The 14,631-nt window shown below is 67.4% G+C and carries 18 protein-coding genes and 1 pseudogene; 14 read left to right on the top strand and 5 right to left on the bottom strand.

Annotated elements, in window-relative coordinates; genetic code table 11:
* Nucleotides 1-438: 438 nt before the first annotated feature.
* Nucleotides 439-1,359 (top strand): pyridoxal 5'-phosphate synthase lyase subunit PdxS, encoded by a 921-nt coding sequence (pdxS, locus tag JZ792_RS04195; protein WP_216907013.1) that lies wholly within the window; start codon nucleotides 439-441, stop codon nucleotides 1,357-1,359.
* 260 nt (nucleotides 1,360-1,619) lie between these two features.
* Complete coding sequence (locus JZ792_RS04190) at nucleotides 1,620-2,120, top strand: WKL family lipoprotein (RefSeq protein WP_216907011.1); 501 nt, start codon at nucleotides 1,620-1,622, stop codon at nucleotides 2,118-2,120.
* Between the two features lie 54 nt (nucleotides 2,121-2,174).
* Here JZ792_RS04190 and JZ792_RS04185 read toward each other — a convergent pair whose 3' ends face one another.
* The gene (locus tag JZ792_RS04185) at nucleotides 2,175-2,807 is read right to left on the bottom strand and encodes a nucleoside/nucleotide kinase family protein (protein WP_216907009.1); all 633 of its coding nucleotides are present in this window, start codon (nucleotides 2,805-2,807) and stop codon (nucleotides 2,175-2,177) included.
* A gap of 131 nt (nucleotides 2,808-2,938) precedes the next feature.
* Here JZ792_RS04185 and JZ792_RS04180 point away from each other — a divergent pair, with 131 nt between their 5' ends.
* The 3 genes from JZ792_RS04180 to JZ792_RS04170 all read left to right on the top strand — a co-directional run bounded on the left by JZ792_RS04180 (nucleotide 2,939) and on the right by JZ792_RS04170 (nucleotide 5,396).
* The gene (locus JZ792_RS04180; protein ID WP_216907007.1) at nucleotides 2,939-3,760 is read left to right on the top strand and encodes an acyl-CoA thioesterase; all 822 of its coding nucleotides are present in this window, start codon (nucleotides 2,939-2,941) and stop codon (nucleotides 3,758-3,760) included.
* Between the two features lie 58 nt (nucleotides 3,761-3,818).
* Nucleotides 3,819-4,481, top strand: coding sequence for a pyridoxal 5'-phosphate synthase glutaminase subunit PdxT (gene pdxT / locus JZ792_RS04175; RefSeq protein WP_216907005.1), 663 nt, complete (start codon nucleotides 3,819-3,821; stop codon nucleotides 4,479-4,481).
* Between the two features lie 159 nt (nucleotides 4,482-4,640).
* Nucleotides 4,641-5,396 carry a YebC/PmpR family DNA-binding transcriptional regulator gene (locus JZ792_RS04170; protein WP_216907003.1) on the top strand — a complete coding sequence of 252 codons (756 nt, stop codon included), beginning with the start codon at nucleotides 4,641-4,643 and terminating at the stop codon, nucleotides 5,394-5,396.
* A gap of 51 nt (nucleotides 5,397-5,447) precedes the next feature.
* Here JZ792_RS04170 and JZ792_RS04165 read toward each other — a convergent pair whose 3' ends face one another.
* Together JZ792_RS04165 and JZ792_RS04160 are read right to left on the bottom strand one after the other, a co-directional pair.
* A complete protein-coding gene (locus JZ792_RS04165) occupies nucleotides 5,448-5,951 on the bottom strand; it encodes an SRPBCC family protein (protein WP_216907001.1) in 504 nt (167 codons plus the stop codon).
* On the bottom strand, nucleotides 5,948-6,313 hold the full coding sequence (locus JZ792_RS04160) for a metalloregulator ArsR/SmtB family transcription factor (RefSeq protein ID WP_216906998.1): 366 nt from the start codon (nucleotides 6,311-6,313) through the stop codon (nucleotides 5,948-5,950). Before JZ792_RS04160 ends, JZ792_RS04165 begins: the two co-directional genes overlap by 4 nt.
* A 73-nt stretch (nucleotides 6,314-6,386) precedes the next feature.
* Between JZ792_RS04160 and JZ792_RS04155 the strand changes: the two genes are divergently transcribed.
* The 6 genes from JZ792_RS04155 to JZ792_RS04130 all read left to right on the top strand — a co-directional run bounded on the left by JZ792_RS04155 (nucleotide 6,387) and on the right by JZ792_RS04130 (nucleotide 10,379).
* Nucleotides 6,387-6,902 (top strand): O-acetyl-ADP-ribose deacetylase, encoded by a 516-nt coding sequence (locus tag JZ792_RS04155; RefSeq protein ID WP_216906996.1) that lies wholly within the window; start codon nucleotides 6,387-6,389, stop codon nucleotides 6,900-6,902.
* Between the two features lie 48 nt (nucleotides 6,903-6,950).
* Nucleotides 6,951-7,364: an MmpS family transport accessory protein gene (locus JZ792_RS04150; RefSeq protein WP_216906994.1), complete on the top strand. Its 414-nt coding sequence runs from the start codon at nucleotides 6,951-6,953 to the stop codon at nucleotides 7,362-7,364.
* Nucleotides 7,365-7,469: 105 nt separating this feature from the next.
* On the top strand, nucleotides 7,470-8,063 hold the full coding sequence (gene ruvC, locus JZ792_RS04145; protein WP_216907315.1) for a crossover junction endodeoxyribonuclease RuvC: 594 nt from the start codon (nucleotides 7,470-7,472) through the stop codon (nucleotides 8,061-8,063).
* A complete protein-coding gene (gene ruvA / locus JZ792_RS04140; RefSeq protein WP_216906992.1) occupies nucleotides 8,060-8,662 on the top strand; it encodes a Holliday junction branch migration protein RuvA in 603 nt (200 codons plus the stop codon). The genes ruvC and ruvA overlap by 4 nt, the downstream gene beginning before the upstream one ends.
* 12 nt (nucleotides 8,663-8,674) lie before the next feature.
* Nucleotides 8,675-9,757, top strand: a complete 1,083-nt coding sequence (ruvB, locus tag JZ792_RS04135) for a Holliday junction branch migration DNA helicase RuvB (protein ID WP_216906990.1) — start codon at nucleotides 8,675-8,677, stop codon at nucleotides 9,755-9,757.
* A 106-nt stretch (nucleotides 9,758-9,863) separates the two neighbouring features.
* Nucleotides 9,864-10,379: a GtrA family protein gene (locus JZ792_RS04130; RefSeq protein ID WP_216906988.1), complete on the top strand. Its 516-nt coding sequence runs from the start codon at nucleotides 9,864-9,866 to the stop codon at nucleotides 10,377-10,379.
* 33 nt (nucleotides 10,380-10,412) lie between these two features.
* Here JZ792_RS04130 and JZ792_RS42875 read toward each other — a convergent pair whose 3' ends face one another.
* Both JZ792_RS42875 and JZ792_RS04120 read right to left on the bottom strand, forming a co-directional pair.
* Nucleotides 10,413-10,985 carry a DivIVA domain-containing protein gene (locus JZ792_RS42875; protein WP_216907312.1) on the bottom strand — a complete coding sequence of 191 codons (573 nt, stop codon included), beginning with the start codon at nucleotides 10,983-10,985 and terminating at the stop codon, nucleotides 10,413-10,415.
* Between the two features lie 143 nt (nucleotides 10,986-11,128).
* Nucleotides 11,129-11,794 (bottom strand): TetR/AcrR family transcriptional regulator, encoded by a 666-nt coding sequence (locus JZ792_RS04120; protein ID WP_216906986.1) that lies wholly within the window; start codon nucleotides 11,792-11,794, stop codon nucleotides 11,129-11,131.
* 64 nt (nucleotides 11,795-11,858) lie between these two features.
* On the opposite strand from JZ792_RS04120, the gene JZ792_RS04115 reads away from it, so the two are divergent.
* The 3 genes and pseudogenes from JZ792_RS04115 to JZ792_RS04105 form a co-directional block, all read left to right on the top strand.
* Nucleotides 11,859-13,370 carry a flavin-containing monooxygenase gene (locus JZ792_RS04115; protein WP_216906984.1) on the top strand — a complete coding sequence of 504 codons (1,512 nt, stop codon included), beginning with the start codon at nucleotides 11,859-11,861 and terminating at the stop codon, nucleotides 13,368-13,370.
* Nucleotides 13,371-13,538: 168 nt separating this feature from the next.
* The gene (gene yajC / locus JZ792_RS04110; protein ID WP_216906982.1) at nucleotides 13,539-13,931 is read left to right on the top strand and encodes a preprotein translocase subunit YajC; all 393 of its coding nucleotides are present in this window, start codon (nucleotides 13,539-13,541) and stop codon (nucleotides 13,929-13,931) included.
* Nucleotides 13,932-14,103: 172 nt separating this feature from the next.
* A pseudogene (locus tag JZ792_RS04105) lies at nucleotides 14,104-14,631 on the top strand (protein translocase subunit SecD); the annotation flags it as partial.

Below are 14,631 nucleotides of genomic sequence, written 5' to 3'. Positions count from 1 at the left end.
GCCCTGTTGTCAGGACGACACCGGAATGTCCGGTGTCGGCGCTCCCCGACGATGTGGGGCGGGTCCAGTGAGGTGGAGGTAACTCATTCATGTCGTACCTGCTGTTCGATTTCCTGCTGCCGCTCATCGGAGCCGAGGGCGCGGAGTACTGGGCGAAGCTGCTGGTCGTCGATCCGATCTGACCGATCCGGTGTAGCTGACGGTTCGCTTGCGGGACAAGCGGATTCGTTCGGCGATCGTCGGTCGCGGTGCGATCCACCCGGCCGGGGTCGGTGGCTGCCGCCCGCCCCGGAGAGGTCCACCGCGGCCTCGCGCCGGGGGTTTCGTCGCTCGCGCCCCGCGCCGACCAGACCAGTGGTCCGCAACTGGCTATCAAGTGGCATTTCCGGCACGCCTAGAATTGGGTCGATTTCCATCCGAGCGACCCGATTGGCGCCAATGACCCAGGAGTTAGCCGTGACCACGCCCGAAACCACCAACACCGTCGGCACCGCCCGCGTGAAGCGCGGAATGGCCGAGATGCTCAAGGGTGGGGTGATCATGGATGTCGTCACCGCCGAGCAGGCCAAGATCGCCGAAGACGCGGGCGCCGTCGCGGTGATGGCGCTCGAGCGGGTTCCGGCCGATATCCGGGCCCAGGGCGGCGTCTCCCGGATGAGCGATCCGGACATGATCGAGGGGATCATCGCCGCGGTCTCCATCCCGGTGATGGCGAAGGTCCGCATCGGCCATTTCGTGGAGGCCCAGATCCTGCAGAGCCTCGGCGTCGACTACATCGACGAGTCCGAGGTGCTGACCCCCGCCGACTACGAGAACCACATCGACAAGTGGAACTACACGATTCCGTTCGTGTGCGGCGCCACCAATCTCGGTGAGGCGCTGCGTCGCATCACCGAGGGCGCGGCCATGATCCGGTCGAAGGGGGAGGCGGGCACCGGTGACGTGTCCAACGCCACCACCCACATGCGCCGAATCCGCCAGGAGATCCGCAAACTCTCGTCGCTGCCCGCCGACGAACTGTTCGTCGCCGCCAAGGAATTGCAGGCGCCCTACGAACTCGTGCGCGAGATCGCCGAAACCGGCAAACTGCCGGTCGTGCTGTTCACCGCGGGCGGTATCGCCACCCCCGCCGACGCCGCCATGATGATGCAGCTCGGCGCGGAAGGCGTCTTCGTCGGCTCCGGCATCTTCAAATCCGGCAATCCGGCCGAGCGTGCCGCCGCCATCGTCAAGGCCACCACCTTCTACGACGATCCGGATGTGCTCGCCAAGGTGTCGCGCGGTCTCGGCGAGGCGATGGTCGGCATCAACGTCGAGGAGATCGCCCAGCCGCACCGGCTGGCCGAGCGCGGCTGGTAGTCCGCGCAACGATCCCAGCGAACGACCGTCGATCATCGGCGGTCGTTTCGCCGTTTCCGGCGCGAGTGTGGCGGTGCGGGAACGATTTCGAGGCGCGGCCGACGCTGTCGCGGGCCGACTCTTCGGACAGGCACATCGGAGCCTTACCGTTCCCACAGAACCGCTGGATAGCTTCGGGTCCGGTGCCGTGGACATCCGGTGACGTTCACCCCGGACGTCGCGGCACGAGTTTCGGACCGACGAACGCAAAGGACGAGCAGTTGAAGCTTCGTAAGACCGGACGTATCGCGATAGCGAGCCTGGCCGTCACCGCCGCGCTCGGCCTCACCGCCTGCGGCACCGACGACAGCTCGAACAACGCCGAGTCCGCACGCGCCTCGACCAGCGCCAAGGTCGCCGCGCCGACCGCCGACCTTCCCCCGACTCCCACCCCCGCCGCGTTGAACGCGGAACTCCAGAAGGCGCTCGATCCGAGTATCCCGTCCTCGGAGAAGCTGGAGATGGTGCAGGGCGTCGAGGCCGATCCCGACCTACCCAACCGCCTCGCCGAGGCGTACAAGAGCACCGACGCGAAGGTCGAGATCACCGAGGTCACCGCGTTCGGCGACACCCTCAACGCGAAGGCGAAGCTGATTCTGAACGGCCAGGAGAACATCGCCGACGTCCCGTTCGTCGCGGAGAACGGCACGTGGAAGGTGCAGAAGGCGTGGGCGTGCACGATGCTGACCAATCTGGGGCAGCAGTCGGTCGCCTGTAGCTGATCGAGTGCGGCCGGGGCCGTCGATGCGCTCACCGTCGAGAGTCCCCGGCGGTGATCACCGCCGGTTCTCTCCACGGGGTGGGTCCAGCAGCGCGGGCCGGTCCGGATGGTCCCATCGCACCGAGAAATCCGCGGTGACCGGATTCTCCCGCCGATACCGCAGCAGGGGTTCGATGGTCCAGTGCTCGGAGTCCGGGGTCCTGCGGCGAAGCGCGGCCTCGGACATGTCGAGCCGAACGGTCAGATCGAAGTCCAGATCGCGCCCGAGCAGCATCGGGCCCGCGACGACGAGTACGGTGCCGGGACGCGCGTGCCGGATCGGCGTTCGCGCGGAACGATCGTCGCGTTCGTTCCACAGCGCGGGCAGCCAGCGGTCGTCGTCGCGCAACGCGTCGAGAACTTCGCGCCGTAACGCGGCGTAATCGAACCACGCGGTGCGATAGGACATTTCGTCGTCGCGGCCGAATTCGAGCCGCAGTGAGGCCGGGCGGACGAAATCGTGCAGCGCGACGACGTCCGCGCCGCGCCCGACGCCGCGCAGAGAGTCGGCGAAACGCCGCGCGAGCGTGACCGGATCCGCGGCGTCGGCTCCGTCGACGGCGATCACCGTGTGCCCGGTTCGATCGATGACGGCGGCGGTGACCGATTCGGTCAGTCGGTCCTGGGTGATCGCAACGAAATTCGGCACCCGACCATCAGAACAAAGGAACTTCCCGGCGACGCGGGCGGCACTCCCGATCCCGGCGCGAGGGTTGCGGTGTGATCGCCGCCCCAGCGGCCGACCGGGGTGAACGCGCCTCGGCGGGCTAATCTCAGCCCATGGCGACAATCGAAGAGGCGCTCGAGATCGAACGGCTGGAGCGGGACATCTTCCGTGGTGCGTCCACGAAGACCCAGTTGGAGCGCACGTTCGGCGGACAGGTCGCGGGTCAGGCGCTGGTGGCGGCGGTGCGCACCGTCGAACCGCGCTACCAGGTGCATTCCCTGCACGGCTACTTCCTGCGGCCGGGCAACCCCCAGGAACGCACCGTGTACCTGGTCGAGCGGATCCGTGACGGCCGGTCCTTCTGCACCCGCCGGGTCACCGGTGTCCAGGACGGCGACGCGATCTTCACGATGTCGGCCTCGTTCCACGTCGGTGACGCGGGTCCCACGCACCAGGACGTGATGCCGGTGGTGAAACTGCCCGACGAACTGCCCGATGTGCAGTTCGGCCTGAGCCCGGAGCGGCTGTGGGCGATGCGCGAATGGGAACACTGGGATGTCCGCCCGGTGCCCCAGGACGAGGTGCCCGCGCGGGACGGCGTCGTCTCCCCGCAGCAGGTCTGGTTCCGCTACCGGCACGCGCTGCCCGACGACCCGCTGTTCCACGTCTGCACTCTCGCCTACATGAGCGATATGACGCTGCTCGGATCCTCCAAGGTGATCCACCCGGACGAGCCGACCCAGAACGCCTCGCTCGATCACGCCATGTGGTTCCTGCGCCCGTTCCGCGCCGACGACTGGCTGCTCTACGACCAGTCCTCGCCCTCGGCGAGTTTCGGCCGCGGTCTCACCGGCGGCAAGATCTTCAATCGCCGGGGCGAACTGGTCGCCGCCGTCGTCCAGGAAGGTCTGATCCGCAACCTGCGCGAGGACTGAGTATCGGCGGCGTCACCGTGAGCGGGGACACAGCGACGCTGCTCGTAAGCTCTGCGAGGTGAACGCATCCTCGGTCACCGAACCCGCCGCCGATACCGCCGCGCCGACCTCGCGCCCTACGGTCGGCGTGCTGGCCCTCCAGGGTGACGTGCGCGAACATATGGCGGCCCTGACCCATTGCGGTGCCGACCCCGTGCTGGTGCGCAGGGAATCGGAGCTGGCCGCCGTCGACGGACTCGTGCTGCCGGGTGGTGAGTCGACCACGATCAGCAAACTGCTGACCGTTTTCGAACTGCTCGAGCCGCTGCGCGCCCGGCTGCGAAACGGTATGCCCGCCTTCGGTTCCTGCGCGGGCATGATCCTGCTGGCCTCGGAGGTGCTCGACACCCGACCCGATGCCGAACATCTTTCCGGCGTCGATATGACGGTGCGCCGCAACGCCTTCGGACGTCAGGTCGACTCGTTCGAGACCGATCTCGACTTCGCGGGCCTGGACGACGGGCCGATGCGCGCGGTGTTCATCCGCGCGCCGTGGGTCGAGCGGGCCGGATCCGGGGTCGAGGTGCTCGCGACCGTGCCGAGCGGACCGTGCGCGGGCCGGATCGTCGCCGTGCGCGAGGGCAATGTGCTCGCCACCTCGTTCCACCCGGAGGTGACCGGTGATCTGCGGGTACACGGCATGTTCGTCGATATCGTGCGCGCCGCGCGATCGGGCGGCTGAGTGGCCGGTGTGGGCGGCGGACGGATCGGGCCGGACGGCGTCCATTAGGCTGGTGGAGTTGTCCGTTCGGCCGCGACGGCCGAAACCTCCGGGTTCGCCGCTGCGCCGCGGGTAACGCACCGACGTCCAGACGCGCTACCGACCTGAAGGAAGTAGGGAATGAGCGGCCACTCCAAATGGGCCACCACCAAGCACAAGAAGGCCGCGATCGACGCCAAGCGGGGAAAACTCTTCGCGAAGCTGATCAAGAACATCGAGGTCGCGGCTCGAACCGGTGGCGGTGACCCGGATGGCAACCCGACGCTGTACGACGCCATCCAGAAGGCGAAGAAGTCGTCGGTCCCGAACGACAACATCGAACGTGCCCGTAAGCGCGGCGGTGGTGAAGAGGCGGGCGGCGCCGACTGGCAGACGATCATGTACGAGGGTTACGGCCCCAATGGTGTCGCGGTCCTGATCGAATGCCTCACCGACAACCGCAATCGCGCCGCGGGCGAGGTCAGGGTCGCGATGACCCGCAACGGCGGCAATATGGCCGATCCGGGTTCGGTCGCCTACCTGTTCCACCGCAAGGGCATCGTCACGCTCGAGAAGAACGGTCTCTCCGAGGACGACGTCCTGCTGGCGGTACTCGACGCCGGTGCCGAAGAGGTCAACGACCTCGGTGACGGCTTCGAGGTCGTCAGCGAGCCGACCGATCTGATTCCGGTCCGCAAGGCGTTGCAGGCCGCGGGCATCGACTACGACTCCGCCGAGTCCGGTTTCCAGCCCTCGGTGAGCGTGCCGGTCGACGTCGACGGGGCCCGCAAGGTCTTCAAACTGGTCGACGCGCTGGAGGACAGCGACGACGTGCAGAACGTCTACACCAATGTCGACCTGTCCGACGAGGTGCTCGCACAGCTCGACGAGGACTGATCACGTTCGAACCGGGGCGGTCCGCATGGCGCGGACCGCCCCGGTTCGCGTCTATTCCGGGGTGAGACCCTCGTAGTAGGCGCGCATCGACGGGAAGTAGTCGTCGAAGGCGGGTGGTCGCGCGCCGTCGCGCGCGGTGCCGAACAGGTCGAGGTAGTACTCCCAGCCGGGACCGACGTGCGAGACCATCCCGAGTTCCTTCGGGCTGTTCAGGTGCTGGGTGAACCGCAGTTCGGTGACCCCGCCCGATTCGGTGAGCGCGAATTCGAGGAACCACGAACCTTCCTCGTCGACGGCCGAGATCTCCAGCCGCCGCGGCGGTTCACACGCGCCGATGCGCATCTCCGTCCACGGTTCGCCCTCCTCGAAGGCCATCTGGACCTTGATCATCCGGCCGGGGCCCGCCTGCCCTTCCCACGGGCCGTACCAGCGCGCGGTGCGCTCGGATTCGGTGAGGCTCGCCCAGACGTCCTCGATCGGGGCTCTGTAGCTGCGGCGCAGGACCAGGTCGGCGCCCGCCTCGGTGCCGAACAGTCGGCCGGAAGGTGTGGTCATGCCGTGTTCTCCTTCGTCGTATCCGGGTCGACCGCTGCGGCGCGGCGTTCGCGCCTGGTCCGGTAGACCTCGGTCTCCAATGCGTCGAGATGCCCGGACCAGGTGTCCGCGCGCGTGATCGCGGCGATCCAGTCCGCGAGTTCGGTCAACGCCGCCCGATCGAGCGTGTAGTAGCGCTGTCTGCCTTCCAGTTCGTCGCGCACGAGACCGCTTTCGCGCAGCACCCGCAGATGCCTGCTGATCGCGGGCCTGCTGATCCGGAATTCCGCCGCGATGGCGCCCGCGGTGAGCCGGTTCGCGCGCAGCAGTTCCAGGATCCGCCGCCGGACCGGATCGGCGATCGCTCCAGCCACTTCGTCCACGAGAGAAGCGTAACCACTTGGTTACCCTTTGTCGAGTGTGTCCGCCCGCGATGTCGGTCGGCAGAATGGGGTCATGGTCTCTGTGACGCTCGTCCGCGGTGACATCACCGAACAATCCGTCGACGCCGTGGTCAACGCCGCGAATTCCTCGTTGCTCGGCGGCGGGGGAGTGGACGGTGCGATCCATCGGAAAGGCGGGCCGGAAATCCTCGCCGCGTGCAGGGCTTTGAGAGCTTCTCACTACGGCAAGGGTTTACGGACCGGGCAGGCCGTCGCCACCACCGCGGGACGGCTGCCCGCCCGCTGGGTGATCCACACCGTCGGTCCGGTGTGGTCGGCCACCGAGGACCGCTCCGATCTGCTCGCCTCCTGTTATCGCGAATCTTTGCGTGTGGCAGACGAATTGGGTGCCGAGACGGTCGCGTTCCCGGCCATCTCCACCGGAATCTACGGCTGGCCCATCGATGACGGTGCGCGCATCGCGATCGACACCGTTCGATCGACCCCGACGACGGTGCGCGAAATACGTCTTGTTGTGTTCGACCACAACGCTTTTGGAATATTCGAAGATCAACTCTCGGCCACCTGACGCCGGGGTAGAGTCGCCTCGATCGAGTGGAGCGCAGGGAGGAACTCGATGGAGAACCGCAATACGCCACGTCAACTCGAACGAGCGCAGGATTCGCCGCGCAACCCGCTTACGCGGGTAATCGTGATCGCCGCTGCCGCCGTCGTCCTCGTGATCGCGGGGGTCGGAATCCTCTTCGCCGTCGGTGGCGGCGAGGAGGACACGGTCACCTATGTCTACGAGGTCTCCGGAACCGCGGATACCGCCCATATCAGCTACAACGTCGGTACCGACAAGCTGACCGAGGTCCCCGGTGCCGCGCTGCCGTGGCGGCAGTCGATCACCGACTCGGCCGGTTGGGCGGGCATCAGGGTCAAATCCGGCACCGATACCGGCAAGATCACCTGCCGAATCCTGCTGGGCGGCAGGGTCGTCGACGAGGAGACGGCTATCGGCTCCGCGACCTGCACCTACGCGGACTGACCGCGCACGACCCGTCCCGGCCGGTCGTCCGTGTCGCTGGTGACCCGCCCGAACCCCATCCACTAGACTCTCGAACAGTTGTTCGTGTCTGCGAGAGGGGTTTTCGTGCGGGTGATGGGCGTCGACCCCGGGCTCACCCGGTGCGGGCTCAGCATGGTGGACGGCGGCGTCGGACGTAAGGTCACCGCCATCGCCGTCGACGTCGTCCGGACACCGCCCGAACTCGATCTGGCGCATCGCCTGCTCCAGGTCGCCGACGCCGCCGAGTCCTGGATGGACACCCACCGGCCCGAGGCGGTGGCCATCGAGCGCGTCTTCGCCCAACACAATGTGCGGACCGCGATGGGTACCGCGCAGGCGGGCGGGGTGATCGCGCTCGCGGCCGCACGCCGGGGCATCCCGGTGGCGTTCCATACTCCGAGCGAGGTGAAGGCGGCGGTCACCGGCAGCGGCACCGCGGACAAGGCGCAGGTGACGGCGATGGTCACCCGCATCCTCGGACTCGCGGTCGCGCCGAAACCGGCCGACGCGGCCGATGCGCTCGCCCTGGCGATCTGTCATTGTTGGCGGGCGCCGCTGCTGGCCCGGATGGCCGCGGCCGAGGCGCAGGCCGCCGCGGCACAGCGGCGGTACACCGAACGGCTCGCCGCCCAACAGGCACAGCGGCTCGCCGAACAACGGAAGGCGGTGGGCGGGTGATCGCGTCGGTACGCGGTGAGGTGCTCGAGGTCGCCCTCGACCACGTGGTGATCGAGGCGGCCGGGGTGGGCTACCGGCTCAACGCCACACCCGCCACCCTGGCCACGCTGACCCGTGGCGAGGACACCCGGCTCTACACCTCGATGATCGTCCGCGAGGATTCGATGACCCTGTTCGGCTTCGCCGACACCGAAGCGCGCGACCTGTTCGGGCTGTTGCAGACGGTGTCCGGTGTCGGGCCCCGGCTGGCCATGGCGGTACTGGCCGTCCTCGAACCGGAGGCGCTGCGCAAGGCGCTGGCCGAGAGCAATGTGGCGGCACTGACACGGGTGCCCGGCATCGGTAAACGCGGGGCCGAGCGCATGGTCGTCGAATTGCGCGACAAGGTGAATCTCGTTCCGGTGCAGGCGGGCCCACCCGGATCGGTGACACCGGCGATCGCGCCGGTGCGCGATCAGGTGATCGAGGCGTTGACCGGGCTCAGCTTCCCGCTCAAACAGGCCGAGCAGGCCGTCGACACCGTGCTGGCCGAACAGCCGGCCGCGGGGACCTCCGTCGCGTTGCGCGCGGCGCTGAATCTGCTCGGTAAGAACCGCTAGGCGGCAACGAATATGGAATACGAAGAGGAAACGCCCGAATCCCAGGTCACCGCGAGTTATCTGCGGTCGGACGGGGAGGTCGAGGCGAGCCTTCGCCCGAAATCGCTCGACGACTTCATCGGCCAGCCGCGGGTCCGCGAACAACTCGCGCTGGTGCTGCGCGGCGCGAAGCAGCGTGGCAGTACTCCCGATCACGTGCTGCTCTCCGGACCGCCGGGACTCGGCAAGACGAGTATGGCGATGATCATCGCGGGCGAATTGGGCACGGCGCTGCGCCTGACCTCCGGTCCGGCGCTGGAACGCGCGGGCGATCTGGCCGCGATGCTGAGCAATCTGGTCGAAGGCGATGTCCTGTTCATCGACGAGATCCACCGCATCGCCCGGCCCGCCGAGGAGATGCTGTACCTGGCGATGGAGGATTTCCGCGTCGACGTCGTCGTCGGCAAAGGGCCCGGCGCCACCTCGATCCCGCTCGATATCGCCCCGTTCACGCTGGTGGGCGCGACGACCAGGTCCGGCGCGCTGACCGGTCCGCTGCGCGACCGCTTCGGTTTCACCGGCCACATGGATTTCTACGAGCCGCCCGAACTGCTGCTGATCCTGCAACGCTCGGCCCAGATCCTCGGCGTCGAGATCGACGTCGAGGCCGCCGCCGAGATCGCGGGCCGTTCCCGTGGCACGCCCCGTATCGCGAACCGTCTGCTGCGCCGGGTCCGCGACTACGCCGAGGTCCGCGCCGACGGGCGGGTGAACAGGGCGATCGCCCGGGCCGCGCTCGCGGTGTACGACGTGGACACCCTCGGCCTGGACCGTCTCGACCGTGCCGTGCTGGGCGCGCTGGTCCGCAGTTTCGGTGGCGGACCGGTCGGTGTCTCCACCCTCGCGGTCGCCGTCGGCGAGGAGTCGGCGACGGTCGAGGAAGTGTGCGAACCGTTCCTCGTCCGCGCGGGGATGATCGCCCGCACGCCCAGGGGACGGGTCGCGACCGCCGCGGCCTGGGAGCATCTCGGGCTGGTTCCGCCCCCGGATCTCGTCTTCGGCGCCATCGAGGTTCGTGGCCGCGAATCCCACCCGACTCTGGACCTGTTCGACTGAATCGGGGTTCGGTCCCGCTCGCGCCGAGGTCGCCCGCTGTCCGTTTCGACGGCGGACCTCGCAGGCCGGGCGGCCGAGTCGGGTCCGGCGGGCTAGAGTCGATCGGGTGGCGGTGGTCCAGACAGTCCTCGAGCGAGTGCCCGAGCCGGTTCGTTCCCAGCTGATCCTGCATCGGGAGAAGCTCAAGTTCGCCTTGGTCGGCGCACTGACCTGGTTCATCGATACCGGTGTGGTGTACGCGACGAAGTTGACCGTCCTGGGCGAGAAGCCGCTGACAGCACGACTTCTCGGTGTGCTGATCGCCACGATCGCGTCCTACGTGCTCAATCGCGAGTGGTCGTTCCGGACCCGCGGCGGCAGGCAACGTCATCACGAGGCCGCGCTGTTCTTCGCCGTCAGCGCGCTCGGCATCGGTGTGACACTGCTCCCGCAGGCGATTTCGCTCTATATCTTCAATATCCGGGTGCCGCACGTCGGTCCGGTCACCCAGGCGGTCGCGAATTTCATCACCGGCCAGATCCTCGGCGTGCTGCTGGCGATGGTGTTCCGTTTCTGGGCCTTCAAGCGCTACGTGTTCCCCGACGATCTGCGCGAAGCCGAACTGCACAGCATCCAGGGCTGAATCGGGCCGCTCGCCCGTCCGCGCGAGCGCTGTTCAGCGGCGCGGTCCCATATGTTCCAGCGCGATCACGACCAAGTCGAGGAAGGCGTCGACCTCGTCGCGCTGATATCCCCGCGTCCCCAGTCGCGCGTCGGTGAACTGCACCGATTGCACGTCGCCGACCGTCAGGCTGCCCGGTCCGCCGTGTACCAGGGTGGCCGCGACGAGATCGAGGAACGCGTCCACCTCTTCCTCGTTGTAACCCCGGTGCCCGACCGGAGCCTGGCTGAATCGCATCAGGTGCACGTCGTCGTAGGTGAGCAGCGGGGCGGGGCGATCCGATCCGCTTCCGCCCGCGGGCACCGGCCGTAGCCCGCGCTGGCGATATTCGAGTTCGACGCGCACCCGATCGAGGAATTCGTCGACCTGATCGGCCTGATATCCGCGCCCGCCGAAGCGGGGGACGTCGAAGACGACATTGCGCACGGTGTCGGCGGTCATCGAGCCTCGCCCGTCCAGTGTCGCCGCGACCAACTCCAGAAAGGTGTCCACCTCGTCCGCGTCGTAACCGCGATGGCCCACCGATGGCATGGCGAAGTGGATCCGGCTCACATCCTCGGGAGTCATCACCCGCGATATTGTGTCAGGCTCGTCATCCGAGGCCGATCGGTTGGCTCTATTTCGTACTGCACGGTCTCTTGTGAACACTTCGCCCCCATGCGAACCGGTCCTGCCTGTGTCCACACTGTAGCTCTCACCGGCCCGGCTCCTCAGTCCTTGCGAACACCGTCGATGAGCAATCTGCGGATGGCCACGTTCAGCGCGGCTATCGCCGATTCGTCCGGATCGCGCAGTCCGTGCACGATGCCCGCGAGCAACATGCCGGTGATAGCCCGGGCGGTATTCAGCGTGTCGAGATCCTCTCGGAGATAACCGAGTTCGACGCCGTGCTCCAGATAACCCGCGGTGAGGGTGTCGGCGGTGTCCAGTAGCCCATACAGCCGCGCGGTCAGTTCGTCGTCGATTCCCGTCGCGTGGAAGAGCAACAACTGGGCGACCCGCCGGTCCTCGACGAGTATGTGCGTCAGCGCGACGCCGATCCGGTCGATCTGCGCGCGGTATTCGTCGAGTGTGGTCGCGGCGTCCGGGGCGTTCTCGGTGCCGAGCGCGCCGACGATCCGCGCGGCCAGATCGTCGATGACGTGGTCGATGATGTCGCGCTTGTTGCTGAAGTAGCGATAGAACGTGCCGTGGCCGATACCGAGTTCGGTGGCGATATCGGCGATTCCGGTGGCGTGATAGCCGCGTTCCGCGAACTGGACGAAGGCGGTGTCGATGATGTCCTGGCGCAATTCGGCTTTGCGTCGTTCGGCCCGCGTCGGTGGCTTCGTCACCAGGCCGATGATACAGTCGTCAGCAACGGAATGATGTGTCATTCTGTGATGAACGATTCAGTCGAGGCTGGATCCCCGACGGTTGATTCACCTTTGGAGGTTCGACGTGGCACCTCGGTACGACGCGGTCGTGGTCGGTGCGGGGTTCGGCGGTATGGGCGCGGGCATCCAGCTCGACCGGCTCGGCCTGAGCGATTACGTGATCCTGGAACGCGAGAACGATCTCGGCGGTACCTGGCACGTCAATCACTACCCGGGTCTGGCCGTCGATATCGCCTCGGTCACCTATTCGTATTCCTTCGAGCCCAACCCGTACTGGTCGCGCCTGTTCGCGCCGGGCGCGGAACTCAAGAAATACGCCGCGCACGTCGCGGACAAATACGGCCTGCGCAGGCGGATGCGCTTCGGCGTCGTCGTCGACGGCGCCCGCTGGGACGCCGATCAGGAGCACTGGGTGGTCACGCTGGCCGGCGGCGAGACCGTCACGGGCCGCTATCTGCTCACCGCGACCGGCTTCCTCTCCCAGCCCTACACCCCGCCCTTCCCCGGTATCGAGTCCTTCGCGGGCAAGATCATCCACACCACCGCGTGGGAGGACGATTTCGATCTCTCCGGGCGCAAGGCGGCCGTGATCGGCACCGGCGCGACGGCGGTCCAACTGGTTCCCGAGGCGGCGGCGAAGGTCGCCGAGCTGACCGTCTTCCAGCGCACGCCGATCTGGGTGGTCCCGAAGGTCGATGTGGCCATCCCGGCTCCGGTGCAGAAGTTGTTCGCCAAGGTGCCCGCCGCGCAGAAGGTGGCGCGGATGGTGAACACCTCCCTGCTCGAGGCGTTGATGGTCCTCGGCGTGCTGCATTTCGAACAGGCAAGACCGATGAATCGGGCGGCGGGACTGCTGGCCAAGGCGCATCTGCGGGTGCAGGTGCGCGACAAGGAGATTCGCAGGAAACTCACGCCGCACTACGACTTCGGGTGCAAGCGGCCGACGTTCTCGAATTCCTACTTCGCCGTGTTCAACCGGCCCGATGTGCGGCTCGAGACCGAGTCCATCGACCACATCGAGGCGGACGGGATCGTCACCGCCGACGGGCGCAGGACCGAGATCGACACCTTGATCCTGGCCACCGGCTTCGACCTGTGGGATGTGAACTTCCCCGCCATCGAGATCATCGGCCGTGACGGGCGCGACCTCGGAAAGTGGTGGCGCGACAACCGCTTCCAGGCCTACGAGGGCATCACCGTGCCCGAGTTCCCGAATTTCCTCAGCCTGAACAGTCCGTATTCCTACAGCGGCCTGTCCTACTTCACCACCATCGAGGCCCAGATGAAGCATATGGGCCGGTTGCTGGGCGAGATGCGCCGTCGCGGGGCGAAGACCTTCGAGGTCACCGAAGCGGCCAACGCCAGATTCCTCGCCGAGGTCACCGAACGCCTCGGATCCTCGGTCTTCTACGCGGGCGATTGCTCCACCGCCCGCAGTTACTACTTCAACCCGCACGGCGAGGCGGCGCTGCTACGCCCCAACAGCACAGTCAGCACCCATCGTCGCGCGGTCGGGTTCCCGCTGGAGGATTACACCTTCGGATCCGGCGCCGAGACGCCGTCGCGTTCCGCCTGAGATCGTCCGACCGCACCGGCGGAATCGGCACGCCGGGGCGCCCGCCGAGCCGCGTGCACTCGACCAGCGGGATGTCGAGGGTGTGCGGGTGTGGCGTCGGTGACACGAACTGGCAGACTGTGTGGGTACCTGCCCATCCCCACCGATAACTAGGGACTGACTTCGACGATGGAACTCCTGTTTCCGCTGCTGCTGGTAGCCCTGCTCGTGCCGATGTTCCTCGGCGTCCGCCGTCAGAAGCGGGAGGCCGAGAAGGTCTCGACGATGCAGGAAAGCCTCAAGATCGGCGACTCGGTCACCACGACGTCGGGTCTGTACGGAACCGTCGTCGACCTGGATGACGAGACCATCGATCTGGAGATCGCCGAAGACGTCGTCACCACCTGGCTGCGCGCGGCCGTCCGCGATGTGCGCACCGCGGAGACGACCGACGAGACCGGCGCCGACGAAGCGATCTCCGCGAAGTCCGGTACCGACGAGTCCGGTATCGACGACGGCGACGAGATCCCGGCCGTCGAGGAGTCCACCACGCAGACCGAGACCCGGCTGACCAAGGACTAGATCGCCCGTCCCGGTGCGTTCGCGCCGGTACGTCGCCGTGCGGGTGCCGTGCCCGCAGGCAGCGCGGGGCGTGTCCGCCGCCGTCGCTCGATGTTCCGGCGTGTGGCCGATCGCGAGTTCGACGCGCGCCCGCTTGTTCCACCCTCGACTTCCCGCCTAGGAGATACGTACTGTGCCACCTTCTCAGGGATCGGCGCATCCGCTCCGGTTGCTCGGCGTCTACGCCGCGTTGCTGGCCGTGATCTATGCGCTGGTGTTCTTCACCGGTGACAACTCCCCGACACCCAAACTCGGTATCGACCTGCAGGGTGGAACCCGGGTGACGTTGACGGCCCGCACGCCCGACGGCAGCAAGCCGAGCCAGGACAGCCTGCGCAAGGCCCAGGACATCATCGAGAGCCGCGTCAACGGCCTCGGCGTGTCCGGCTCGGAAGTCCTGATCGACGGCGACAACCTGGTGATCACGGTGCCGGGCGACGACAGTCAGCAGGCCAGGTCGCTCGCGACCACCGCCAAGCTGTACATCCGCCCCGTCCTCGACGCCAAGCAGACGGTGAACGGGAAGATCGCGACCGGAACGGCGGGTACCGGCACCGGCACGCCGCAGCTTCCCGCCACGCTGCCCACCGACCCCGCCGCGCCCCCGGCGACCGACGTGCCTCCGCCGCCCGCGGGCGGCGGAGGCACGTCGGTCGCCGGG

This window comes from Nocardia noduli (assembly GCF_019038455.1).
In the GTDB taxonomy this organism is placed as follows: Bacteria; Actinomycetota; Actinomycetes; order Mycobacteriales; family Mycobacteriaceae; genus Nocardia; species Nocardia noduli.
This window is presented reverse-complemented; position numbering and strand designations above follow the sequence as displayed.